Source organism: Mucilaginibacter humi (genome assembly GCF_013087555.1).
Map to the genome: position 1 here is coordinate 1 of NZ_JABFCR010000037.1, position 21,701 is coordinate 21,701.

The following is a 21,701-nucleotide window of genomic DNA, read 5'->3' on the forward strand; positions in this document are numbered from 1 at the left end:
CTAACGGCGTAGTATTGATAATTAAATTATGGCCCTTAATATGGCGTGGTTTCAATCCTAAACAATAAATTTTCGCCATGCGGTTTGCGGGTAAACCACCCTATAGTTAATATCTAAGTTCTGTAATACACATTTAACTGCTTGCGCAGCGCCTCCATCGCCTAAAACCAATGCGTCGGTATAGGTATTCTTTAACAGCGGGCGCAATGACAAACCCATACAAGTCGGTATTAAATCCTTCCCAGCCTGAAATCATGCCCGCCAACACCAACCTCACCATTAAACGCGGCTAGCACAGGTTTTCTTTAGTTATCCGGGATACAGTTTACCGCGCCTGCGGTACGGGCGTCATGCTCTATCCAGTCAAGGTACCTTAATACATTTTTTATGCGTGAACAGTCACATTTAATCCTAACAGATCAGGATGCGCATCCAACAGGTCCTGCAAATTTTAATATGTTCAAGGGTATAAAGATCATACAGCGTCTTTAATATCCTCATCTAAAAACTTTTGGGTAAAGTATTTTTTTGAAAAGAATGCGAAAGCGGGAAACCGATAAGCCCATATTGTTTATGGTAATATTACCAACAAACAAACGAGGATTTTAAATTTTTTGTTTGACGGGATGAGGGATTATTGCCCCCGAACATTACTTGCTCAAACAAATTGTTGGATTGTTATCACCATCATGCAATAATCGCAAATGAATACTTTACAATTTCAGTTTGACGGGGAATGTGTTACTTTTGCACTTCAAAAAATCAAACGCGTCATCAGTAGAGACCGCTTACACCAAGTACAAAGTAAAGACTTTTCGTTAGCCGAATGGGGCCGGAAAGAGATTGAGTTAGCCGAAGCAGAAATGCCAGGCTTAAATGGCGCTTCGCCAGGAATTTGGCGCTGCACAACCATTAAAGGTGCGCGCATTGCAGGTTGCCTGCACATGACCATCCAAACAGCTGTGTTAATTGAAACACTGGTTGCATTAGGTCGCTATATCTCAATATTGGTAAGGGCTATGAAGATTTAAACAATTACGCAAAAGCCCGCGAAAACTATCAATTGGCGTTTGATCATGCTATATATTTAACCAACGACGGTTACGGCGCCATGATCACTGCGGGAATAAACAAAGGTTTAGAAAGAGTTTCGTTTTAAAAAAGCATAACTGGCACAGTGCCGGTTATGCTTACGGGTTAGGTTGAATGCAGGTCTTTATTGGATCTTAACGGATGTTACCAAGTCATTGGCAGTTGGTGTTAAGTTAGGGAAATGCGGGGTATCGCCGCTTGGCAATGTCCAGGTTTGCCCTGTAAAATTATCGTCTTTATACATGGTAACTGTCCAGCCCTGTGGTACTTTGGCCGACGATGCCCAATCGTTAACAAAACCAAAAGGCGTGAGCTGGCTTAGCGTATAATTTCCTTTGGGGATGGTGCCGGTTACCGTGCCGCCATAAAGCGTGTTTTGGTAAAAAGTAACACCCGGGTAAAGCTGCATAAACGCTACCGGGCTGCAAGCCTCGTAAGTTTGAATGTAGCCGGTAGGGCAAGGTACAGCGTAGTTGCGGTAAGTTAAATTACGTGCAGGGTCGCGGTTGGCCCAGCCGGTATCAACATTGGTTTGGATCCAGCTTAGGTATTGGGTTTGCTTGCCTTCGTTTATCAGCTGCATAATATAATCGGCAAATATGGCTTTCATTACGCCCTGCTCGTTAAAATCACCTTCGGCTGGGAGTATGCCCTGCGCGTTGCAAAGATTGTTTTTAACGTAATCGGCATAACGGGTAGCGTCTGATAAATAGGCGCTGTTGCCGCTTTGCTTGTATAAAGCATACGCCGCGCCTATGGCTGTTCCGGCGTTATAAGTATAAGCTGGCCGCCCGGCGGGTTGCTGCCTATCTTGTTGTCATAAACCTGGCCGGTGGTGGTGTTGGTTAAATTGGCTTTGGCCCGGTATAAATATTTTGTGCCTTGGTTAAATAAGCGCTGTTACCAGTGATAGTATACAACCGCATTGCCGCGATAACGGTAGGGAAGTTAATGCACGAATTTTTACCCGAGTGGTTAAAGTCCCAGTACATGCCTCCGCCCACGGGGTCATATGATCCGTTCCAAACCCTGTCAAACCCGGCCTGTGCGGTGGTTAAATAAGTAGCGTTTCCGGTTAGCTGGTTGGCGCGGGCGGGGCCATTACCCACCACATCATATCGTCATAAATAAACCATACGGTGGTGTTGTTCCAGTTGTAATGATCGTATTGGTTATAGCCCCCGGTGTACATGTCATTAACCCGGGTAAGATCAGCCGATTTGCGGGTACGAATGTAAGCATCCATTGCCATATCCCAGAATATGGCGTTGGTCCAGATAGCGGCTATGTTATCTTTAAGGGTAGTGCTGTAATAAAGCTTGGTGGTAGGATTGTAACATGCCGTATTAAAAGCATTGTAAGCAGTGGTGGCATCAGCCGGGACCCACGAGTTGAATGATGAGCCGGACATTGCCCCGTCGGGTACTGATCCCGGGCTGGTTTTCCCATCTGCCGACGGCGCGGTGGCGCCCTCTTTTTGCTGCAACTAAAAAAGCCAGGCAGGCAGTAAGTACCAAAATTGTTGTTCTTTTCATAATTGTAAGAGTTAAATGGTGTGTGTATTGTGGTTTATTAATTGCTTATTTTAATAAATAACAATTTGTAGCTCCAACTACCACAAGAAATTGTAAACGAAGGGGTAACCACCAACCGGCAGATCCGTTTAAAATAGCTTAGTCAACAACGTTGTAATTTAGCCCGTTAGGGATAGGCTCGTTTATAATAATTGCTTATACGTTACAGTGTTAGTAAAAGGTTGTAATTACAAGTGTGTCTATTAATTTTATATAACCAAAGGAAAATAATTTGCCAGCAATGCAACTGGTGCAACTAAAATGGGTTATCTTGCGTAAAAACCGTCACTATTCAAAATTCGTACATGCTATATCATGAGGATCAGATACATATTACCTCTTTTTTTATTTGTTATAATTAGTTTAAACGCTTGTAAAAGTTCAACCGCACCGGGGCCTGCAGGCCCAACAGGGGCTACCGGCGCAACAGGGCTGGCAGGCGCAACAGGTGCTACCGGCGCAGCTGGTGCTGCCGGGCGGGCGGACCGCAGGGTGTAGCCGGCGCCACTGGCGCAACCGGAGCCAATGGTACAAATGGTGCAGTAGGCGCAACCGGGGCTACGGGCGCGACCGGGGCAACAGGTGCCACAGGTGCAAACGGAAGTAATGGCGCCACAGGTGCAACCGGGGCTACTGGTGCAACGGGCCCCGCTACTTCAGTAGCTAGTTATTATTTTTCCAACAAAACTGTATTTTTAGTAGGTAATACCCGCTTCCTGGTGCCGGCAATTGACCGGGGAATCGTCGATAAAGGCATAGTTTTAGTGTACTTCAGAAATACCGGCGCCACAACATCCTCGGAACCCTTTACCGTATAGCGAATCTGGCAATACCTTAAACTTACTGGCCTACGGAGTTGGATATATAGACTTGAAAGCAAACTTTACTTCAACCGGTTTAGACATAAGGGTAGTTATAATAGCTGGTACAGAGCTAACCAATTTAATGTTACACAACCCGGGGCTTAACCTTAATAATTTTGAACAAGTAGCAAAAGCTACCAACATCAATTAAAAAACTGATCTCAATATAATGCGGGCCCTGATTTATCAGGGCCTTTTTTATTTAGGATCATTTAACCTAATTTGGCGCTAATGCAAGCCAATCCCATCCATTTTACTAAAACACGTATAGCCCCTACCCCAAGCGGTTATTTACATTTGGGTAACGCCCTGTCGTTTGCGTTAACGGCGGCGCTGGCCCGCAAATCGGGGGCTAAAGTTTTACTGCGGATAGACGACCTGGACCAGCAGCGCGTAAATCTAAATTACGTGCAGGATATTTTTGATACCCTTAACTTCTTAAACATCACCCGGGATGAAGGCCCGCGTGACATAAATGATTATAAAGCTAACTGGTCGCAACTACACAGGATGGAATTGTATAAAGACGCGTTGAAACAGTTAGCCGATCATGGCGTTGTGTTTGCCTGTCAATGCTCGCGGGCGCAATTGCAGGATGGCATTTATCCCGGTACTTGCCGCAATCGTTCTATTCCCTTAGATACACCCGAGACCGCCTGGCGCTTAATTACCGACGAAAAAGAGTTAACTGTTAAAACCCTTAATAAGGGTATTATAAAAGCACGATTACCCGATACGCTAAAAGATTTTGTGGTAAAAAAGAAAGATGGTTTCCCGGCATATCAACTGGCATCGGTAATTGACGATCTGCATTTTGGAGTGGACCTTGTGGTACGTGGCGAGGACCTGTACCCATCCACCATTGCTCAGCTTTATTTGGCTGATGTTTTAGATTTAGTCGTGTTTAAAAACACTATCTTTCATCATCACCCGTTGGTTATGGAGGGTAGCGATAAAAAACTATCCAAGTCTGCCGGGGTTACTTCTATAAAGTATGTACGCGAGCAGGGTAACACAGCAGCGGACGTTTATGAAGAAATAGGCCAGATGCTGGGCGTTGAAGGATTACGAAGCTTTGAAAACATTATTACACAGCTATAGGTTTAACCTAAACCATTCTTACTTTTTAGCGTCACAGTGTAAATTCAGAACACATGAAACCATATCTTACTGCTATTATTATTGGCCTGTCGGCTATAATTGCATTTGCCATAATTGGCGGGGCCTATAAATACCGCTCTACAACCATGGAAACTATAGTTGTTACCGGGCTGGCCGAAAAGGATTTCAATAGCAATTTAATTGTCTGGAATGGCACCTACTCGCGCAAATCCGCCGATCTGAAAAGTGCTTACGCGGCGCTTAAGGCTGATGAGAACACCATTCGCCAATATCTCTTAAAAAAGGGGATCACTAATGCGGAAATGGTTTTTTCTTCGGTAACCATCAATAAAGAGTTTGGGCCCATGCTTGACGGGAATGGCAGAAACATAGGGCAACAATTTACCGGCTATAGTCTGGTGCAAGCAGTAAAGGTAGAATCGACCGAAATAGACAAAGTTGATAAGATCTCGCGCGAAGCTACTGAGCTGATAGAAACCGGTATTGAGTTAAATTCATCATCACCCTTATTTTATAACACCAAACTAAGCGATATAAAAATGGAGTTGCTGGGCAAAGCCAGTGCCGATGCAAAAGAAAGAGCAGAAACTATCGCAAAAAATGCAGGCAGCTCGTTAGGTAAATTAAAAAAGGCCACCATGGGTGTTTTCCAGATCACCGGCAAAAACAGCAATGAAGATTATAGCTACGGCGGATCGTTCAACACTTCAAGCAGGCTTAAAACCGGCTCAATTACTATCAGAATGGAGTTTCAGTCTAATTAAAAAAAAGGGCCTGATCCTAAAATCAAGCCCTTTTTGCTTTATGCTTTTACCTTTCGGCTTTTATCTTAGTAACGATAGTACTCCGGTTTAAACGGACCTTCAACAGTTACGCCGATATATTCGGCCTGATCCTGGTCAAGTACTTCCAGTTCAACACCAATTTTAGCAAGGTGTAAACGAGCAACTTTCTCGTCTAAGTGTTTTGGTAAGGTGTAAACTTTGTTTTCGTAAGCAGCAGCGTTTGTCCAAAGCTCTAACTGTGCTAAAGTTTGGTTAGTGAAGCTGTTACTCATTACAAAGCTTGGGTGGCCTGTAGCACAACCTAAGTTTACCAAACGGCCTTCTGCTAAAACAATAACGTCTTTACCGTTGATGGTATATTTATCCACCTGTGGTTTAATTTCGATTTTGGTATTGCCATAAGCGCTGTTTAACCAGGCCATGTCAATCTCGTTATCAAAGTGGCCAATGTTACAAACGATGGCTTTATCTTTCAATGCGCGGAAATGCTCTTCGCGAACAATGTTTTTGTTACCTGTAGCGGTTACCACAATATCAGCCTCGGCAATAGCGGTGCTTAATTTTTTAACTTCATAACCTTCCATAGCTGCCTGTAATGCGCAGATAGGGTCAATTTCGGTAACTATAACACGTACACCGGCGTTACGTAATGAATCTGCCGAGCCTTTACCTACGTCGCCATAACCGCAAACAACGCCTACTTTACCGGCCATCATAACGTCAGTTGCACGGCGAATAGCGTCAACCAATGATTCGCGGCAACCATATTTGTTATCAAATTTTGATTTGGTTACAGAGTCGTTAATGTTGATAGCAGGGATTGGTAAAGTACCCGCTTTAACACGCTCATATAAACGGTGTACGCCTGTAGTGGTTTCTTCTGATAAACCTCTAATACCTGCAACTAATTCAGGGTAACGGTCAAATACCATATTAGTTAAATCGCCACCATCATCAAGGATCATGTTTAGCGGTTTACGATCTTCGCCAAAGAACAATGTTTGTTCGATGCACCAATCAAAATCAGCTTCGTTTAAACCTTTCCGGGCGTAAACAGAAACACCTGCAGCGGCAACAGCAGCAGCAGCGTGATCTTGTGTTGAAAAATGTTACATGATGACCAGGTAACTTCTGCACCTAATGCAACCAGTGTTTCAATTAACACAGCTGTTTGATGGTCATGTGCAGGCAACCTGCAATGCGCGCACCTTTTAATGGTTGTGCAGCGCCAAATTCCCGGCGAAGCGCCATTAAGCCCTGGCATTTCTGCTTCGGCTAACTCAATCTCTTTCCGGCCCCATTCGGCTAACGAAAAGTCTTTTACTTTGTACTTGGTGTAAGCGGTCTCTACTGATGACATAGCGTTTGATTTTTTTTTTTTTGAAGTGCAAAAATAACACATTCCCCGGTCAAACTGAAATTGTAAAGTATTCATTTTGCGATTATTGCATGATGGTGATAACAATCCAACAATTTGTTGCACAGGCAAGTAATGTTCGGGGCAATAATCCCTCATCCCGTCAAACAAAAAATTTAAAATCCTCGTTGTTTGTTGGTAATATTACACCATGAAACAATATGGGCTTATCGGTTTCCCGCTTTCGCATTCTTTTTCAAAAAAATACTTTACCCAAAAGTTTTTAGATGAGGATATTAAAGACGCTGTATATGATCTTTATACCCTTGAACATATTAAAGATTTGCAGGACCTGTTGGATGCGCATCCTGATCTGTTAGGATTAAATGTGACTGTTCCGCATAAAAAAATGTATTAAGGTACCTTGACTGGATAGAGCATGACGCCCGTACCGCAGGCGCGGTAAACTGTATCCGGATAACTAAAGAAAGCCCTGTGCTGGCCGCGTTTAATGGTGAGGTTGGTGTTGGCGGGCATGATTTCAGGCTGGAAGGATTTAATACCGACTTGTATGGGTTTGAAATGTCATTGCGCCCGCTGTTAAAGAATCACCATACCGACGCATTGGTTTTAGGCGATGGAGGCGCTGCGCAAGCGGTTAAATGTGTATTACAGAACTTAGATATTAACTATAGGGTGGTTACCCGCAAACCGCATGGCGAAAATTTATTGTTTAAGGATTTGAAACCACGCCATATTAAGGGCCATAATTTAATTATCAATACTACGCCGTTAGGTACCGCTCCTAATATCCACGAGTTTCCGCCGATACCGTACGATGCCATAACAAAAGATCATTTACTGTACGACCTGATCTATAACCCGCCTGAAACCGAGTTTTTAAGAAAAGGCGCTGAGCGTGGCGCGACCCCAAAAAACGGTTACGAAATGTTAGTGCTGCAAGCCGAAAAATCATGGGAGATATGGAATTCAAAAGAAAAACACCCATGAAGATATTTGTAATCTTAATAATAACAGTACTGTTTTTTTCGGCCTGTGGCAGCAATAATGATTATTCGCCTAAGCCAAGAGGGTATTTCAGGATAGAGTTCCCCAAAAAGGAATATAAAGAGTTTGTATCAGCCTATCCGTTTTCATTCCAATACCCGGTATATGCCCGGATAGAGAAAGATACGCAAACGCGCATAGGGCCAAAACTGATCAACATGAACCACCTGTTAAATATGCAGTTTCCGCAGTTTAACGGTACGCTGCATTTAAGTTATGAAACCATAACATCAAAGGATGTGTTTCGCCAGTTAACAGAGGACGCACGCAAGTTTGCCTTTAAAAACACCGTTAAAGCTACGGCTATCGACCGGGGAATATCAGCGTGCCCGGGCATAAGGTTTACGGCCTTTATTATACCATTGGCGGTAATTCGGCATCATCGGTACAGTTTTTTTAACCGACAGTGTGAAAAACTATATCCGTGGTGCCTTATATTTTAATAACGAACCCCGGCTTGATTCCATCCAGCCTGTACTTAATTTTGTTAAGCAGGATATTAACGTGATGATAAAAAGCTTTAGGTGGAAATAACGTATTTACATTTGACGTTGTACGTATTACGTTATACGTTTTCTAAAGTCTGCTATAATTCACGTATAACCTACCACGTCTAACGTAAAACATAAAAAGTACAACAAAATATGTCAATAGTAAAAGTACTCTCCAACAATCCTTTCCAGGAAAACACTTATATTTTATATGATGAAACCGGCGAATGCGCGATCATCGACCCCGGTATGGATAATGCTGCCGAGCAAAACGCGGTGGTAAATTTTATAAAGGATAATAACTTAAAACCTGTAGTGCTATTAAACACACATTGCCATATAGACCACGTTTTAGGCAATAAATTTGTGTTTGACATGTATGGACTAAAACCGCAATTTAATAAAGGCGAATTGCCGGTGCTGGAAGCCGTTGCAGGTTATGCCCCGCAATATGGCATCCGTTATGAGCCATCGCCGGTACCCGATACTTTTTTAGGCGAAACCGGTACTGTAAGTTTTGGTAACACTACTTTAAGTTTGATATATGCGCCCGGCCACTCGCCAGCTCACCTATGTTTTCATGACGAGGAAGCTAACCTGGTAATTGGCGGCGACGTACTATTTAGGGGCAGCATTGGCCGTACCGACCTGCCCGGCGGCGACTTTAAAACGCTGATAGCTAACATCGAAAAAAACTATTAACCCTGCCCGATAGCTGCACTATTTATCCCGGTCACGGCCCGGAAACTACGATCGGCTTTGAGAAACTGCATAATCCTTTTTTAACGTAGCGTTAGGTTGTACGTTTAACGTTTACGTTTTACGTACTTTTACGCTATTAAAACGTACAACGTAATTGAATACCTCCATATACATAGCTAAGCGATACCTGTTTTCTACCAAGAAAATGCACGCTATTAATATTATATCAGGTATTTCTATGCTGGGGATTTTAATTGGTACGGCAGCATTGATCATCCTGCTATCTGTATTTAACGGGCTGGAGTCGACCATATTAAATATGTACAGCAATTTCTCGCCCGAGATAAGGATATCAGCAAAGATGGGTAAGACGTTTGACCCCAACACGCTGCAATTTCAAGGAATACATAAAGATGTCCGCATATTCTCGTACACCGAAGTATTAGAGGACAAAGTAGTGGTGCAGTATAACGACAAAACCTTTATAGCCAATATCCGTGGTGTTAGTGATGAATTTTTAAAGAACCCGCGCCTGGATAGTATTATACAGGATGGCTCCTTCACGCTGCACTGGATGGCAGGCCCTTAGCCGTTATGGGGGCCATAGTAAAAAATAATTTATCCGTTAATATTCATGACGAAATGCGGTCGTTACGCATCTATGCGCCAAGGCGTGGTAACGGCATATCACTAAACCCGGGCGATGAATTTATATCGCGAAATATTAACACGGCCGGCGCCTTTGCCGTACAGCAGGAGTTTGACGACCTGGTTATTGTACCCATCGATTTTACCCGCAGCCTGTTTGAAGAAGCTAAGGGAGTATCCTACATCGATCTTAATTATAAACCGGGTACCGACCGGCAACCGTACAAACAGAGATAGAAAGCAGGATTGGCAACAAATTTATAGTAAAGAGCCGCAGGCAGCAAAATACTGCATTATATCAAACCCTTAATTTCGAAAAGTGGGCCATGTTTATGATATTGGCTTTTGTTGTAATAATTGCCGCGTTTAATATAATTGGGTCGTTAACTATTTTGGTAATAGAGAAACGTAAGGATATTGCCATACTTACCAGCCGGGTGCCAATAAACAGTTAATACAAGGTATTTTCTTTTTCGAAGGATTAATGATATCATTAGTTGGCTGTATAACAGGTATTGTGCTTGGCTTTGTATTTTGTATATTGCAACAACACTATAGCTTTATTAAGGTGAACGAAAGTTTATCCGTTACAAACAACGCTTATCCTATTGATATGAGGTTAGGCGATTTTGGACTGGTATTTTTAACGGTTACGGTGATATCGGTCATAGCATCAGCTATCAGCGCGACACTAAGTGTAAAAGGGTTGGATGATATTAAACAGGATTTATAATTTGAGCCATGCGTTTAGTTAAGATATATGTTTTTACAGGATTGCTTATAATAGCGGGTATGTTGTCCTGTAAACATAAAGCTGATCAAAAAGAAAAGCATACCCCGAATATTTTTAAAGGATTATATAGCTTTGAGCCGGGCGCTAAAACCTTTCGGCCCTGTGGCACCCAAACCGATTTTTGGGTTGCCGATAGTTGTGCACAATTAGAACTAAAATACGCGCAATTAATTAGCTTTGAAAAATACGGCGACCGGGTTTATATTGAAGCAGAAGGTAACAAAATAAAATCGGCTGCCGGTGTGGCTTTTGACAGCACGGTGGTGGTAACTAAATTAATAAAGATCACAAAAGATATACCTGCCGGTTGCAAGTAAACTACTTAATATTAATTTGTAAATATTAAAATTGAAACTGATTTGCCTGTTTGGCGTTAATTAAATAATTATGGAATCAAAACGTCAACAAAAATTTGCCGGAGTAATACAAGAGGACCTTGCCGCTATCTTTCAGCGCGAAGGAATGAGTTATTTACCAAATACGATGGTAACCATAACCAAAGTAAGGGTTACACCCGACCCGGCAATTGCAAGGGTGTTTTTAAGCTTTTTTAATACAGCCAATAACGCACAGGCGCTGCAAACTATAAAGCTGCACGCCTCAGAGATCCGTTATAAACTGGGCAGCCGTATAAAGGACCGGGTAAGAGTAATACCGCAGCTGGAGTTTTTTATTGATGATACCAGCGAATATGTCGACCGTATGGACAAGATCTTTGATAAAATACATAGGGAAGAGAAGCAGCCGGATACGGAGTAAGAGCCTCACCCCAACCCCTCTCCAAAGGAGAAGGGCTTTCAATAAAAAATTATGCAACTTGCATCGAAGTCCCTCTCCTTTGGAGAGGAACTTCGGGTGAGGCAACCAAACCATGACCCCAGCCACAAAGCTAACCACCTACCTCAAAGCAAACCCAACTGCTATTGGCAAAGTGGTTGATTACGACACGGCCAAAGATAAACTCTATCCTTTCGATTTCACAGCAGCCAATACCGACACGGACATTGATACTATTGCCGATAGCCAAAAGTTTAGCGAGTGGATCAATACCAAACTTGCCGCAGGTAATTACCGCTATGGCATTGGCGGCTATATGGAGCACCGCACAATCTACGCCCGCAGCAAACATTTTGATACGGATGGCGAACCCCGCCGCCTGCATTTAGGCGTTGATATCTGGAGTGATGCGGGTACACGGGTTTATGCGCCGCTGGATGGGACTGTCCATAGCTTCCGGGACAATAATAATTTTGGCGATTACGGCCCGACCATAATTTTGCAGCATGATTTGGACGGACTGCAATTATTCAGCCTTTACGGGCATCTGTCACGCGTTAGCTTACATGGCTTAAGCGTTGGGCAGCCCATCAGCAAAAATCAACAGATAGCAACTTTTGGAGATATTAACGAGAACGGCAATTGGCCCCCGCACCTGCATTTTCAACTGATGTTTGATATGGAAGGCAAAGCCGGCGATTACCCGGGCGTCGCGCGTTTTTCTGAGAAGGATAAATGGCTGAAGAATATTCCTGATCCTAATTTGATATTACAGTTCCCTAAATAAACTTTTGTCGTTTCGATACGAGGAACGAGTGAGAAATCTTATACGGCATGCTGCTATCGCGCGTTTAAGATTTCTCACTGCGTTTCGAAATGACAGGGAGGATTAATTAGTTAGCCGCGGCTTTATGCGCCAGTTCAAAAGGCACAATCACCTTAAAGCTTACATTGCGGCCCATATTAAATATGCCGCGTTGCACACCCGGTGCGGTTTCGGCGTTATCAAAGTATTTTAGGCGGCTCATGTTCGATTGGTAATTTACATTACCCGGGTTAGTGCCTTCAATAAATAATTCAAGTACCTTTCTGCCTGCAGCGTTAACCAGGTTGCCCCCTATGCCCGCGCTTAACAGGTTATATCCTGCGGTATAGGTTTCTGTACCGTAGGCCGAAAAGAAACGATCCTGCGCACTGTAATGATCTAATCCGACAAACGCGTAGACGTTTTTGAATTTTGAAAATCCTTTAGCAAACGTACCCCGCAATTCAGAATGCGAATGCAATGGCGGTATAAATGGCAGGTATTTTAAGCTGTCGGCAACCGGGCCCCCATTGCCTAAGTTTTTGCCATAAGTAAGGGCCAGGTTGTTTTCAATATGCAGCCATGAGGTTGGATGGATATCCGGCTAACTTCACCGCCATTAATGCGCGCTTTGCTTTGGGTATATGTAAATACGGTGTATTGCGGATAGTTAGGATTAACAGCCGCGCTGCCATCGGGATTTAATACCTGTTGCTGGTAAATATAATTCTCAATATCATTATTAAACAACTCCACACTGGCCGATACATTGGGTAGGGTTAGGAATGCGCCAATGTCTTCCTGCACACTAAACTCGGGTTTAAAGCTGCTGTTGCCGGTATGATAGATCTGCGAACCCGGGTCAGGACCGTTGGCCGAAAGTTCCGAAATACTTGGCGCCCTGAAACCGCGCGATATGTTCGCCTTTAAAAAGAAACGGTCGGTTGCATTATAGGTTGCGCCAAAGCTGCCCGAAAAGCCGGTGAAGGTTTTATTTAAAGCATCAAACTGTTTAATTACGCCTGTAGCAGACGTATTGCTGCCGGTATATAATTGCGGATACTTAGCACTTAAGGTATCAATATAAGCCGGTTGCCCGTTAAACGACCGGTAATCATAGCGTGCGCCTGCGGATAGATCAAGCTTGCCAAAACTCTTTTTATAGTTGCGAATGGCCCTATATCAAACTGGTGATAAGCCGGTATCGGGAAATCGGTAGCCCCGCCAATGGTATTGTTTTGGTATTGCCCGTTTAAGCCGAAAGTGGTTTCGTAATCATCGCCAAAAGTTTGATTATACTTAAAATCGTAAGTGTAGGTAGTTAAGTGCAGGTTAAGGCCCGCGGTTGTAGCATCTTCAGGGTGGGTATATTCCCGCCTGTGGCTAAACTGGTAGCCTAAATTTACAAAGAGGTTGGCACCATTATCAAGGATAAAATTACTGTTGTTATAAATGCGGTAAAGCTGCACATGCTGGTGCAGTGCAGGGATATTGTACGAGTTTAATTCAGCTGGAGAAACAATGGGCCTGAAGGCATCATCTTCTGTAACCTGTTTAGTAAACTGGCGGGTAACATCATCGCGGCTGCCATCAGGAATGGCTTGCTGGTCATCAAATAACGACGCATTGAAATAAGAGTATCCCCGGGCTTTGTTCAGGCCGATCATGGCCCGTGCACCCTTTTCTTTAAAGCCTGTGGCAAATACGCGGCCGTCGTGCTGGTTCTGGTAGGCTTTACCTTCCTTGGCCGACAGGATCGTCCCCCATACCCAACCATTATTATGGCCCTGCAATCTTAGTGAGTTATTGAACAACCCCTGGTTGGTACCATAGGTAGCCATAACAGATCCGGATATTGTTCCCTCAGGCACCGGCGGCGGCGATATTAAATTCACCACACCGCCAATAGCGTCCGACCCGTAGGTTAAACTGGCAGGGCCCTTGATAACCTCCACACGGTCTATTGAGTTTTGGTCGACCTCTACGCCATGCTCGTCGCCCCATTGCTGGCCCTCCGGCGTATGCCATCCATTAAGGTAATAACCCGGTTGTAGCCTAAACCATGGATAAACGGCTTAGAGATATTAGGGCCGGTAGTCACCGCGCTTACGCCTGGCAAATTGGCTATCATATCAATAACATTGCCCGCTGCCGATCGTTGGTCGATAAATGATTTACCGACGGCCGCCATTGGGATAGGGCTGCGCTTTAATTCGGTTGCGCGGCTTACGCCGGTAATAATTACCTCGCCGGCTTCAATAAATGAGGTTTGCAGCTGCACATTCAATACTGTCGCTTTAGAGAGGTCGACCCGTTGAGTAACGCTGGAATAACCCACATAGCTAAACTGAACAATATAGGTCCCTTTTGATAGATGATTTAAGGTGTACTTGCCGTTAGCATCGGTAATGGTGCCGGTTTTCAAATCGGGGATGCTTACGGTGGCGCCTACAATGGGTGAACCGTCTTTCTTATCGGTTACCGTACCTGATATTGTTCCCGGGTCCGGTTCTTCGGCTTTGGTAAGGAAGGTATTTGCCAGCATGATAAATAGCAGGCCTATTAATTTTATATGGAATTTCATTGTGAAGTTATGTTTGAGTACGACCTTTTCTTTAAACAGAATTACGTACTTGTTGCTCTTAAATATTGTTAGGATACTTTTTTGAACGATAAAACAATCGTCAAATTATAATTAGCAGGATGCTAAAACCGGCGGAGCGCGCCCGGCTGATAATACTAAAGCAATGCTTACAAAATCGTAGTTGTAAACCTTGTAAAAATGCTTTGTAACAATATTAGGATTAAAATAAGTAACTTGATTTATTACCGCGTTTGTATGGTGCATAGCATCGCATACCGAACATTTTTCCTGAACTATGGTGCGCGATTGGTTTTTGGCTACGTCATGCGATTTAGAAGTATGGCTGGCATTAATTTTATGCTGGTGGCTATAAACTATATATTGCCCCGCTATAAAGCAGACCAATAACAGCCATGAGTAGAATATATTTGCCTTGTACCTTTTCAAAATAAGCAGTGCTTTTTTAAATCTACCGCAAAATTAAGCATTAAAATGTAAAATCAACAAGCAAAAGCAATAATGTTGCAATAACAATTGCATTTTCTGTATAAATAGCACCGCCGGCAATGTATATTTGCCGGTATGACACCGGCAGAGATCAACAAAAAATGGAGTGAGTTACAGCAGCGGATAGCGCAGGATTTTGACAGCGAGATACCTGATGTTAAGGTAATGCTGTTTTTAATTGGTGTACAGGAACTGGGACAGGGCCCGCGCAAGTTTAGCAAGCGCCAAAAAGAAGAGCTGATGCATATTGCCAATTGTAAATTATTTAGCATGATGGGTTTTTATGAGCTGGAAGGTTTGGACCAGGACGGCTGGCCGCACTGGAAACTGGTAAAAGTGATCCCTAACTATACTTTATTAGAACAGGAGATGGTGATAAAATCATTAATAATTAACTATTTTGAGGACGAAATTAATTAACCTTATGAAAAGACTTTTTACCCTTGCTTTTATACTGCTCACAGCTGCCGCTTTTGCAAAACCACCTAAAAATCAATACGTAAAAATAAGCACCGCCTATGGCGAGGTGATCATCCGTTTATATAACGAAACCCCGCAGCACCGCGACAATTTTATAAAGCTGGCTAAAAAAGGATTTTATAATGGCACACTGTTTCACAGGGTGATCCAAAACTTTATGATCCGGGGAGGCGACCCCGACTCGCGCGACACGAGTAAAAACAAAGCCGGCGCCGAGTTGGGCAATGGTGATGTTGGTTATACCGTACCGTCTGAATTTTATGAGTCGCTTTTCCATAAACGTGGCGCATTAGCAGCCGCACGTGATGATAACCCGGCTAAAGCATCAAGCGGTTGCCAGTTTTACATTGTAGAAGGTAAACGCTTTACTGATGAGGAGCTGGATAAATTAATAAAAGGTCGTTTAAAGGGTCGTGAGATTCCTGCAGCCCAACGCGAAATTTATAAATCGGTTGGCGGCACACCACACCTCGACCAAAACTACACCGTTTATGGGGAAGTAGTTACCAGCATTGACATGGTTGACCGCATAGCCGCCGTTAAAAAAGATGAGCATGACCGCCCATTAGAGAATGTGCCGATGACAGTTACAGTGCTTTCAAAAGGTGAGTGTAAGGATCTGGATAAATTGTTAGGTTTAGATAAGTAATCTGGGCATGAAGATCATCACTTACAACGTAAACGGCATCCGCTCTGCGATAAATAAAAACTGGCTGGCCGGGTACAGGCTACTGATGCCGACGTAATTTGCCTGCAGGAAATTAAGGCTACGCCAGATGTATTAACCGACTTGCACTGGTTGAGGCATTAGGCTATCAGCATTACTGGTTCCCGGCCGAAAAGAAAGGCTATAGCGGTACCGCTATACTAACCAAACGCACTCCAAATCATATAGAATACGGCTGTGGTATTGCAGATTTTGACCGCGAGGGCCGCAATATCCGTGTCGACTTTGATGAGGTATCGGTAATGAGCGTTTACTTCCCGTCGGGTTCAAGCGGTGAGGACAGGCAGGCGTTTAAGTTTAGATTTTTGGATGAATTTGGGAAGTATCTTACCCTGTTAAAAGTTACGCATCCCCGCCGGTTATTTGCGGCGATTATAATATTTGCCATCGCCCGATAGATATCCATAACCCAAAATCAAACGCCAATTCATCCGGCTTTTTACCTGAGGAGCGCGAGTGGATGGAAAACTTTATCGAGTCGGGCTATGTGGATACCTTCCGGCATGTAAACAAAGAACCGCATAACTATACCGGTGGAGCTTCCGGTTTAACGCCCGCGCCAAAAACCCGGGCTGGCGCATTGATTACGCCATGGCGAGTAAAGAGTTGGAGGATAATATCAAACGGGTTGCTATTTTACCGGAAGCAAAGCATTCTGATCATTGCCCGATGTTGTTGGAGCTAGAGTTTTAGCCACAAATCAAATTGTCATTCTGAGCATAGCGAAGAATCTTATACATCATACCAGTCGCGCTTAGAAGATCCTTCGCTATGCTCAGGATGACAAACCTTTCTATAGGGCTAATTCTATATTCGGGTCCCAAAATACAGTTTTAAAATCCTGCACCTGGTCGTCTTTAACTTTTACGCCTTCGGCTTCCAATAGCTGCTGCATCCTGTCGCCACCAAAATGGAACTTGGCAGTCAAGAGTCCCCGGCGGTTAACAACCCGGTGTGCGGGCACCGGCGGTTGGGCATTGCCACAGACCTGCATGGCATAGCCCACCATCCTTGACGAACCCTTTGTACCCAAATAACTGGCGATAGCACCGTACGATGTTACGCGCCCGGCAGGGATTTGTCGGGCTACATCATAAACGTTATCATAAAAGTTATAATCGGGCATACCGGCTAATTATTCGAATGAGAATTTAAGGTAGTTAATATTCTTATTATCCTTTAAATATTTCTTTTCGTAGTAGGTTTTGATGGATAACACCTCGTCGGCATACTCCGAATGGTAAAGATCGGCGGTGTTAATGTGCTCTTTCAAATTTAACTCCTTTACCTTCCCGGCAGTGTATTCATAAAACCCGTCATTATCTGTTTTAAGGTTTATACAGCCACCCGGTTTCAATACCTCTTTATACATATTTAAAAAGCGTGGGGATGTTAACCGTTTTTTTCCCGGCTTAATTGCGGCTGCGGATCCGGGAAAGTTATCCAGATCTCATCTACTTCACCCGGTGCAAAAAATTCAGTCAGCGTTTCAATCTGCATGCGTATAAAAGCTACGTTAGGTACATCATCTTCGATAGCTGTTTTAGCGCCACGCCAAATGCGGTTGCCTTTATAATCTATTCCAATAAAATTCTTGTCAGGGAACATTACCGCCGGGTTTACTGTGTACTCGCCCTTACCGCAGGCCAGTTCAAGCACTACCGGGTTATCGTTCTTAAAAAATTCTTTGCTCCATTGGCCCTTATAAGGCTTCCCTGCATCCAGTTGTAAAACGTTGCTGAAAGTTTCTATCTCGGCAAAACGTCTTAGTTTATCTTTTCCCACTGCTATTAAAAAAATATGTCATTGCGAGGAGGTACGACGAAGCAATCGCGGACTTTGCATCCTTGCGATTGCCACGCTACGCTCGCAATGACAAAAATACTGTTTATTCTGTAATCTACTTTATCCCGTAATGATCAGCCATCAAACCTTCAAAAACACCGCCTGGTAATACTTTCTTTAAAGTAACCGCAATGGTTTGGCCAATAGCGCCAACCGGTATTGATGGGCAGGATTTGATTTGCCAACTATTTTAACCAGTTGCTTACCAATCGCAATTGGGTCGGCACCTGCATTCTCGTCTTTTTCAATGCTGGCTATGGCCACATCGTAATTAGCTTTCAGTTTTCATTATCAACTGTAAAAGGTATTTTTCGCGACTGCCGGTAAACTCGGTTTTAAAATCGCCCGGGTTAATGGTGGTTATTTTGATGCCGGTTTTTTTAACTCCATACGCATGCTTTCGCTATAGCCTTCAACAGCGTATTTTGATGCTACGTACATACTTTGATAAGGCAATCCAAATAAACCAGCAAGGCTGCTTATGTTAACTACAATGCCGCTGTTGTTCTTCAACATTTCGGGGATAACGGTGCTGCACATACGTACTACGCCAAAGAAGTTAACCTCAAACTGTTGCTTGGCTTTATCAACCGGCATGGCATAAGCAGGGCCGGCAATACCGTTACCGGCGTTGTTTACCAATACATCAATCCGGCCTTCGGCTTTTACAATTTTATCAACAGCAGCCTTTGCCGATGCATCGTCGGTTACGTCCAGTTCAATTAAATTGAAGGGTACGTTTACCTTTTTGCAAGGTTACGGGTAGTGCCATAAACGGTGTGTCCGGCTTCATGTAATGCGGTGGCGCTGGCCAAGCCAATGCCCGATGAAGCCCCTGTTACCAAAATTACTTTTTTCATTTGCTGTTGTTGAATAAATTAAATGCCTGAGCGTTAAAGTGCTTCCAAATATAAATAATGCGGTGTAATTGAGGTGATTTTTTGTTGAAGAATGTTGTGTGGGTTAAAATAGGGGTATATATGGGTTTAATTGAGTGGGGCAAGCCATGCGCGCTAAGGCTTACCACCATATAAACCTCATTATATAACCAACTCTGTCACCAAACAATTCCTTATTTTTTCGTATATTGTTATAATTCCATCCTTCTTCTCGCGGCTATCGCTACAACATACATTACAGATTTTATTTTCTCAAAAAATCGCCCTAAAGTTCTTTGATTAGTTAACAAATACTTGTTTATCAGCTACTTATGGAAAATACTTACTACCGGCATAAGGCTTGATACCCGATAAATGGTCAAAATTACTACCGGTATAAGTCCTGATGCTTGAAAAACGCCTAAAATTACTACCGGAATAGGCCCCGATGCCTGAAAAACAACTGATTTTACTACCATCAATGACCAAGACACCGGTGTGAATCAAAAAGGCCTGGTTTATGCCGACCAGCCCTTAATGGTATCGATATAACTGGTGCCAACAGGCAGTTCGATAGAATGCAATTGCACTTTACGGTTATGTATCGACTTAACCTGTTTTAACGAAATGGCATAACTACGGTGGATACGAACAAATTGCTTTTCGGGCAGTTTTTCTAAAAGCGACTTAAGCGTTTGCAGGGTAAGTATAGGTTTTGAATTTCCTGAGAGGTATATCTTAACATAGTCCTGCATGCTTTCCGGGTATTCTATCTCCTTAAGGTTTATTTTTATGGTGCGATATTCGGAGTGTACATATATCGCTTCGTCCTCAGCATTACTATCGCCGGATTTATATTCGTGGTACTCGATGGCTCTTTCAATCGCGGCGGCAAAGCGTTTTTGATCTATGGGTTTTAGCAGGTAATCCAGAGCCTGCAGCTCAAAACCCTCGTAAGCAAAGTTTTTGTAAGCCGTAGTAAATATCACCATTGGTTTATTATCTCCCAATGCACGCACCAAGTCGACGCCGGAAATATCAGGCATATTAATGTCGATGAATAGCAGGTCTATCTTGTTCATCTTCAAAAACTCGGCGCCGGATACCGCGTCTTCAAACGTATGAGTTAGCTGTAAAGCAGGGAACTGCGAGATGTATTTTTGATGATTTCCAGCGCAAGGGGCTCATCGTCAATAGCGACACATTTTAATTGCATAATAGGGGTTTAACAGTCTATTTCTAAATGTACGGTAAACAGGTTGTTTTCTGTATTGATATCCAACCGGTGTTTGCCGGGGTAAATATGATTTAACCGTTGCCGGGTATTTTTATGCCGATACCTGTACGGTTCGCTTTCGAATTATTCTCGACTATGCTATTCTGGCTAAAAAATATTAGTTTGTTTGGCTCAACGGTTAACTTGATAGTGATCTGTGTAGCTTCGTGTTTGCTTATGCCATACTTGAAAACATTTTCAATAAAAGTCATTAAGATCAGGGGCGCAATACGTTGATAGCCTATAGTGCCAGCGAGTTCAAAATTTAGCTTTGTTTTCTTACCTAAGCGCAGGCGTTGCAGATCGATATAATCATGAATACAGTCCCATTCATGTTGTAATGATACCTCGTTTTCTTCTACCTCATCAGTAACATATCGCATAATGTTTGATAGTTTCATAATACTTGCCGATGTATGCTCGCTGCCGGTAACAGATAAGGCGTAGATATTATTTAGCGTATTGAATAAAAAGTGCGGGTTTATCTGCGCTTTTAAAAAGGACAGTTCGGCGGTTGCCTTTTCGGCTTCAGCTTTTACCATGCGTTGCTCTGTAAGCTGCCATTTTTGCACCGTGCTTACGGCAATGCTCAGCCCTATAATTACAATAAATATAAACAGGCCCACCATATCAATATTACCGGCCTGATGTATAATTACAATACCGCTTGACGGCTTGGGCTTGGGGTCCTGCATCCGCATATCCTGGTGGGGTAGTGGCCCAAAGGGCAGGCTTTTGGTATTGGGGCCTATAGTTTCCGCATTTGGCAAACCAATGTTTTTGGATTTTGGGCTTTCGCGCAAATTATGGCGCAACAGGTTATCAAACGGCTGCAAATAATAAACCAATCCAGATAGCAACAGCACGATCACACCATATATGAAATACTTTTTCCTGAATACAAATTGTGGTACCGGTACCGGGCGTTCAGGTAAAACATAAAAATATAGGTAAGGCAAAATAGCCAGTAATAAGGCGATAATATAACGAAATAGGTGCTGCCAATGCTATCCTGCGTGCGGTTCATAAACAGCAGCGGGAAACCCGGGAACATTAGCCAGCCGGCTGCATGTATAAAAAAACCGGTTAGCTTAGAGCGATACATCTGCCAAAAAATTATTCCTTATAAATATATTGATTACACGCCTCATTTTATAATTGTTAAACTACCCGTTATAGGCTTGCGCCCGCTTTTAGTATCTATAATATAATAATACACACCAAAGGGTAATACGGCGCCATTAAACTTGCCATTCCATGGTACGGTATAATTATTCGAGCTAAATACTTTCGACCCATTCCTATTAAACACCTCTACAATGGCTGT

Annotated in this window: 29 protein-coding genes and 7 pseudogenes; 17 read left to right on the top strand and 19 right to left on the bottom strand. The window is 43.3% G+C overall.

Annotation, left to right across the window (positions count from 1 at the left end; genetic code table 11):
• Nucleotides 1-57: 57 nt before the first annotated feature.
• Complete coding sequence (locus tag HK413_RS08800) at nucleotides 58-219, bottom strand: hypothetical protein (RefSeq protein ID WP_175269923.1); 162 nt, start codon at nucleotides 217-219, stop codon at nucleotides 58-60.
• A gap of 485 nt (nucleotides 220-704) precedes the next feature.
• On the opposite strand from HK413_RS08800, the gene HK413_RS08805 reads away from it, so the two are divergent.
• Nucleotides 705-1,031 carry an adenosylhomocysteinase gene (locus HK413_RS08805; RefSeq protein ID WP_175269924.1) on the top strand — a complete coding sequence of 109 codons (327 nt, stop codon included), beginning with the start codon at nucleotides 705-707 and terminating at the stop codon, nucleotides 1,029-1,031.
• Nucleotides 1,032-1,216: 185 nt separating this feature from the next.
• Here HK413_RS08805 and HK413_RS17515 read toward each other — a convergent pair.
• The 4 genes and pseudogenes from HK413_RS17515 to HK413_RS15210 form a co-directional block, all read right to left on the bottom strand.
• Nucleotides 1,217-1,870: pseudogene (locus HK413_RS17515) on the bottom strand (glycoside hydrolase family 76 protein); the annotation flags it as partial.
• Nucleotides 1,871-1,937: 67 nt separating this feature from the next.
• Complete coding sequence (locus HK413_RS19770; RefSeq protein ID WP_175269926.1) at nucleotides 1,938-2,204, bottom strand: glycoside hydrolase family 76 protein; 267 nt, start codon at nucleotides 2,202-2,204, stop codon at nucleotides 1,938-1,940.
• Entirely contained in the window at nucleotides 2,168-2,578 is a 411-nt protein-coding gene (locus tag HK413_RS08825) for a hypothetical protein (RefSeq protein ID WP_175269927.1), read from the bottom strand. Before HK413_RS08825 ends, HK413_RS19770 begins: the two co-directional genes overlap by 37 nt.
• A 539-nt stretch (nucleotides 2,579-3,117) precedes the next feature.
• Nucleotides 3,118-3,282 (bottom strand): hypothetical protein, encoded by a 165-nt coding sequence (locus HK413_RS15210; RefSeq protein ID WP_217452188.1) that lies wholly within the window; start codon nucleotides 3,280-3,282, stop codon nucleotides 3,118-3,120.
• A 478-nt stretch (nucleotides 3,283-3,760) separates the two neighbouring features.
• Between HK413_RS15210 and HK413_RS08835 the strand changes: the two genes are divergently transcribed.
• Together HK413_RS08835 and HK413_RS08840 are read left to right on the top strand one after the other, a co-directional pair.
• A complete protein-coding gene (locus HK413_RS08835) occupies nucleotides 3,761-4,630 on the top strand; it encodes a glutamate--tRNA ligase family protein (RefSeq protein ID WP_175269928.1) in 870 nt (289 codons plus the stop codon).
• A gap of 53 nt (nucleotides 4,631-4,683) precedes the next feature.
• Complete coding sequence (locus HK413_RS08840; RefSeq protein ID WP_175269929.1) at nucleotides 4,684-5,415, top strand: SIMPL domain-containing protein; 732 nt, start codon at nucleotides 4,684-4,686, stop codon at nucleotides 5,413-5,415.
• Between the two features lie 65 nt (nucleotides 5,416-5,480).
• Here HK413_RS08840 and ahcY read toward each other — a convergent pair.
• Nucleotides 5,481-6,952: pseudogene (gene ahcY, locus HK413_RS08845) on the bottom strand (adenosylhomocysteinase).
• A gap of 52 nt (nucleotides 6,953-7,004) precedes the next feature.
• On the opposite strand from ahcY, the gene HK413_RS21025 reads away from it, so the two are divergent.
• The 11 genes and pseudogenes from HK413_RS21025 to HK413_RS08880 all read left to right on the top strand — a co-directional run bounded on the left by HK413_RS21025 (nucleotide 7,005) and on the right by HK413_RS08880 (nucleotide 12,059).
• The gene (locus HK413_RS21025; RefSeq protein WP_317169413.1) at nucleotides 7,005-7,211 is read left to right on the top strand and encodes a hypothetical protein; all 207 of its coding nucleotides are present in this window, start codon (nucleotides 7,005-7,007) and stop codon (nucleotides 7,209-7,211) included.
• Between the two features lie 77 nt (nucleotides 7,212-7,288).
• Entirely contained in the window at nucleotides 7,289-7,804 is a 516-nt protein-coding gene (locus tag HK413_RS21030) for a shikimate dehydrogenase family protein (protein WP_317169414.1), read from the top strand.
• Nucleotides 7,801-8,395: pseudogene (gene gldD, locus HK413_RS08855) on the top strand (gliding motility lipoprotein GldD). The gene HK413_RS21030 and the pseudogene gldD overlap by 4 nt, the downstream one beginning before the upstream one ends.
• A gap of 110 nt (nucleotides 8,396-8,505) precedes the next feature.
• Entirely contained in the window at nucleotides 8,506-9,054 is a 549-nt protein-coding gene (locus tag HK413_RS08860) for an MBL fold metallo-hydrolase (protein ID WP_449406793.1), read from the top strand.
• Nucleotides 9,055-9,208: 154 nt separating this feature from the next.
• Nucleotides 9,209-9,643: an ABC transporter permease gene (locus HK413_RS17525; RefSeq protein WP_246230097.1), complete on the top strand. Its 435-nt coding sequence runs from the start codon at nucleotides 9,209-9,211 to the stop codon at nucleotides 9,641-9,643.
• Between the two features lie 5 nt (nucleotides 9,644-9,648).
• Nucleotides 9,649-9,939 carry a hypothetical protein gene (locus HK413_RS17530; RefSeq protein ID WP_246230099.1) on the top strand — a complete coding sequence of 97 codons (291 nt, stop codon included), beginning with the start codon at nucleotides 9,649-9,651 and terminating at the stop codon, nucleotides 9,937-9,939.
• Nucleotides 9,940-10,034: 95 nt separating this feature from the next.
• Complete coding sequence (locus tag HK413_RS19775) at nucleotides 10,035-10,157, top strand: hypothetical protein (protein WP_262886851.1); 123 nt, start codon at nucleotides 10,035-10,037, stop codon at nucleotides 10,155-10,157.
• 29 nt (nucleotides 10,158-10,186) lie between these two features.
• A complete protein-coding gene (locus tag HK413_RS17535; protein WP_246230101.1) occupies nucleotides 10,187-10,435 on the top strand; it encodes an ABC transporter permease family protein in 249 nt (82 codons plus the stop codon).
• 59 nt (nucleotides 10,436-10,494) lie between these two features.
• Nucleotides 10,495-10,812, top strand: a complete 318-nt coding sequence (locus tag HK413_RS08870; protein ID WP_175269930.1) for a hypothetical protein — start codon at nucleotides 10,495-10,497, stop codon at nucleotides 10,810-10,812.
• Between the two features lie 70 nt (nucleotides 10,813-10,882).
• Nucleotides 10,883-11,254, top strand: a complete 372-nt coding sequence (gene rbfA, locus HK413_RS08875) for a 30S ribosome-binding factor RbfA (RefSeq protein ID WP_175269931.1) — start codon at nucleotides 10,883-10,885, stop codon at nucleotides 11,252-11,254.
• Nucleotides 11,255-11,366: 112 nt separating this feature from the next.
• Nucleotides 11,367-12,059 (top strand): peptidoglycan DD-metalloendopeptidase family protein, encoded by a 693-nt coding sequence (locus HK413_RS08880; RefSeq protein ID WP_175269932.1) that lies wholly within the window; start codon nucleotides 11,367-11,369, stop codon nucleotides 12,057-12,059.
• A gap of 106 nt (nucleotides 12,060-12,165) precedes the next feature.
• On the opposite strand, the gene HK413_RS08885 is transcribed toward HK413_RS08880, so the two are convergent.
• The 5 genes and pseudogenes from HK413_RS08885 to HK413_RS08905 all read right to left on the bottom strand — a co-directional run bounded on the left by HK413_RS08885 (nucleotide 12,166) and on the right by HK413_RS08905 (nucleotide 15,108).
• Nucleotides 12,166-12,558, bottom strand: coding sequence for a hypothetical protein (locus HK413_RS08885; protein WP_175269933.1), 393 nt, complete (start codon nucleotides 12,556-12,558; stop codon nucleotides 12,166-12,168).
• Between the two features lie 53 nt (nucleotides 12,559-12,611).
• Nucleotides 12,612-13,250 carry a TonB-dependent receptor domain-containing protein gene (locus HK413_RS08890; protein ID WP_175269948.1) on the bottom strand — a complete coding sequence of 213 codons (639 nt, stop codon included), beginning with the start codon at nucleotides 13,248-13,250 and terminating at the stop codon, nucleotides 12,612-12,614.
• The gene (locus tag HK413_RS21035) at nucleotides 13,148-14,032 is read right to left on the bottom strand and encodes a TonB-dependent receptor (protein ID WP_317169416.1); all 885 of its coding nucleotides are present in this window, start codon (nucleotides 14,030-14,032) and stop codon (nucleotides 13,148-13,150) included. The genes HK413_RS08890 and HK413_RS21035 overlap by 103 nt, the downstream gene beginning before the upstream one ends.
• A pseudogene (locus tag HK413_RS08900) lies at nucleotides 14,033-14,661 on the bottom strand (carboxypeptidase-like regulatory domain-containing protein); the annotation flags it as partial.
• Between the two features lie 111 nt (nucleotides 14,662-14,772).
• Nucleotides 14,773-15,108, bottom strand: a complete 336-nt coding sequence (locus HK413_RS08905; protein ID WP_175269935.1) for a hypothetical protein — start codon at nucleotides 15,106-15,108, stop codon at nucleotides 14,773-14,775.
• A 135-nt stretch (nucleotides 15,109-15,243) separates the two neighbouring features.
• Here HK413_RS08905 and HK413_RS08910 point away from each other — a divergent pair, with 135 nt between their 5' ends.
• The 3 genes and pseudogenes from HK413_RS08910 to HK413_RS15215 all read left to right on the top strand — a co-directional run bounded on the left by HK413_RS08910 (nucleotide 15,244) and on the right by HK413_RS15215 (nucleotide 17,068).
• The gene (locus HK413_RS08910; RefSeq protein WP_175269936.1) at nucleotides 15,244-15,588 is read left to right on the top strand and encodes a hypothetical protein; all 345 of its coding nucleotides are present in this window, start codon (nucleotides 15,244-15,246) and stop codon (nucleotides 15,586-15,588) included.
• A gap of 4 nt (nucleotides 15,589-15,592) precedes the next feature.
• Entirely contained in the window at nucleotides 15,593-16,297 is a 705-nt protein-coding gene (locus tag HK413_RS08915; protein ID WP_175269937.1) for a peptidylprolyl isomerase, read from the top strand.
• Nucleotides 16,298-16,304: 7 nt separating this feature from the next.
• A pseudogene (locus HK413_RS15215) lies at nucleotides 16,305-17,068 on the top strand (exodeoxyribonuclease III).
• Between the two features lie 100 nt (nucleotides 17,069-17,168).
• Here HK413_RS15215 and HK413_RS08920 read toward each other — a convergent pair.
• The 8 genes and pseudogenes from HK413_RS08920 to HK413_RS22175 form a co-directional block, all read right to left on the bottom strand.
• Nucleotides 17,169-17,501 carry an MGMT family protein gene (locus HK413_RS08920; RefSeq protein ID WP_175269938.1) on the bottom strand — a complete coding sequence of 111 codons (333 nt, stop codon included), beginning with the start codon at nucleotides 17,499-17,501 and terminating at the stop codon, nucleotides 17,169-17,171.
• Between the two features lie 9 nt (nucleotides 17,502-17,510).
• A pseudogene (trmB, locus tag HK413_RS08925) lies at nucleotides 17,511-18,160 on the bottom strand (tRNA (guanosine(46)-N7)-methyltransferase TrmB).
• A gap of 177 nt (nucleotides 18,161-18,337) precedes the next feature.
• On the bottom strand, nucleotides 18,338-18,484 hold the full coding sequence (locus HK413_RS08930) for a hypothetical protein (protein ID WP_175269939.1): 147 nt from the start codon (nucleotides 18,482-18,484) through the stop codon (nucleotides 18,338-18,340).
• A 96-nt stretch (nucleotides 18,485-18,580) separates the two neighbouring features.
• Nucleotides 18,581-18,949: pseudogene (locus HK413_RS08935) on the bottom strand (SDR family NAD(P)-dependent oxidoreductase); the annotation flags it as partial.
• Nucleotides 18,950-18,960: 11 nt separating this feature from the next.
• Nucleotides 18,961-19,080 carry an SDR family NAD(P)-dependent oxidoreductase gene (locus HK413_RS19780; protein ID WP_175269940.1) on the bottom strand — a complete coding sequence of 40 codons (120 nt, stop codon included), beginning with the start codon at nucleotides 19,078-19,080 and terminating at the stop codon, nucleotides 18,961-18,963.
• Nucleotides 19,081-19,616: 536 nt separating this feature from the next.
• Entirely contained in the window at nucleotides 19,617-20,180 is a 564-nt protein-coding gene (locus tag HK413_RS08945; RefSeq protein ID WP_217452190.1) for a LytR/AlgR family response regulator transcription factor, read from the bottom strand.
• A gap of 226 nt (nucleotides 20,181-20,406) precedes the next feature.
• Complete coding sequence (locus HK413_RS08950) at nucleotides 20,407-21,333, bottom strand: sensor histidine kinase (RefSeq protein WP_175269941.1); 927 nt, start codon at nucleotides 21,331-21,333, stop codon at nucleotides 20,407-20,409.
• A gap of 188 nt (nucleotides 21,334-21,521) precedes the next feature.
• Nucleotides 21,522-21,686 (bottom strand): T9SS type B sorting domain-containing protein, encoded by a 165-nt coding sequence (locus HK413_RS22175; RefSeq protein ID WP_394353153.1) that lies wholly within the window; start codon nucleotides 21,684-21,686, stop codon nucleotides 21,522-21,524.
• Nucleotides 21,687-21,701 lie beyond the last annotated feature (15 nt).

Coding starts and splice junctions, on each gene's coding strand:
- HK413_RS17530 (WP_246230099.1), top strand. CDS start 9,649: ATGGGGGCCATAGTAAAAAATAATTTATCCGTTAATATTCATGACGAA.
- HK413_RS08945 (WP_217452190.1), bottom strand. CDS start 20,180: ATGAACAAGATAGACCTGCTATTCATCGACATTAATATGCCTGATATT.
- HK413_RS08880 (WP_175269932.1), top strand. CDS start 11,367: ATGACCCCAGCCACAAAGCTAACCACCTACCTCAAAGCAAACCCAACT.
- HK413_RS08915 (WP_175269937.1), top strand. CDS start 15,593: ATGAAAAGACTTTTTACCCTTGCTTTTATACTGCTCACAGCTGCCGCT.
- HK413_RS19780 (WP_175269940.1), bottom strand. CDS start 19,080: ATGAAAAAAGTAATTTTGGTAACAGGGGCTTCATCGGGCATTGGCTTG.
- HK413_RS21025 (WP_317169413.1), top strand. CDS start 7,005: ATGAAACAATATGGGCTTATCGGTTTCCCGCTTTCGCATTCTTTTTCA.
- rbfA (WP_175269931.1), top strand. CDS start 10,883: ATGGAATCAAAACGTCAACAAAAATTTGCCGGAGTAATACAAGAGGAC.
- HK413_RS08910 (WP_175269936.1), top strand. CDS start 15,244: ATGACACCGGCAGAGATCAACAAAAAATGGAGTGAGTTACAGCAGCGG.
- HK413_RS17535 (WP_246230101.1), top strand. CDS start 10,187: ATGATATCATTAGTTGGCTGTATAACAGGTATTGTGCTTGGCTTTGTA.
- HK413_RS08920 (WP_175269938.1), bottom strand. CDS start 17,501: ATGCCCGATTATAACTTTTATGATAACGTTTATGATGTAGCCCGACAA.
- HK413_RS08835 (WP_175269928.1), top strand. CDS start 3,761: ATGCAAGCCAATCCCATCCATTTTACTAAAACACGTATAGCCCCTACC.
- HK413_RS19775 (WP_262886851.1), top strand. CDS start 10,035: ATGATATTGGCTTTTGTTGTAATAATTGCCGCGTTTAATATAATTGGG.
- HK413_RS08840 (WP_175269929.1), top strand. CDS start 4,684: ATGAAACCATATCTTACTGCTATTATTATTGGCCTGTCGGCTATAATT.
- HK413_RS08800 (WP_175269923.1), bottom strand. CDS start 219: ATGGGTTTGTCATTGCGCCCGCTGTTAAAGAATACCTATACCGACGCA.
- HK413_RS08805 (WP_175269924.1), top strand. CDS start 705: ATGAATACTTTACAATTTCAGTTTGACGGGGAATGTGTTACTTTTGCA.
- HK413_RS08870 (WP_175269930.1), top strand. CDS start 10,495: ATGTTGTCCTGTAAACATAAAGCTGATCAAAAAGAAAAGCATACCCCG.
- HK413_RS08860 (WP_449406793.1), top strand. CDS start 8,506: ATGTCAATAGTAAAAGTACTCTCCAACAATCCTTTCCAGGAAAACACT.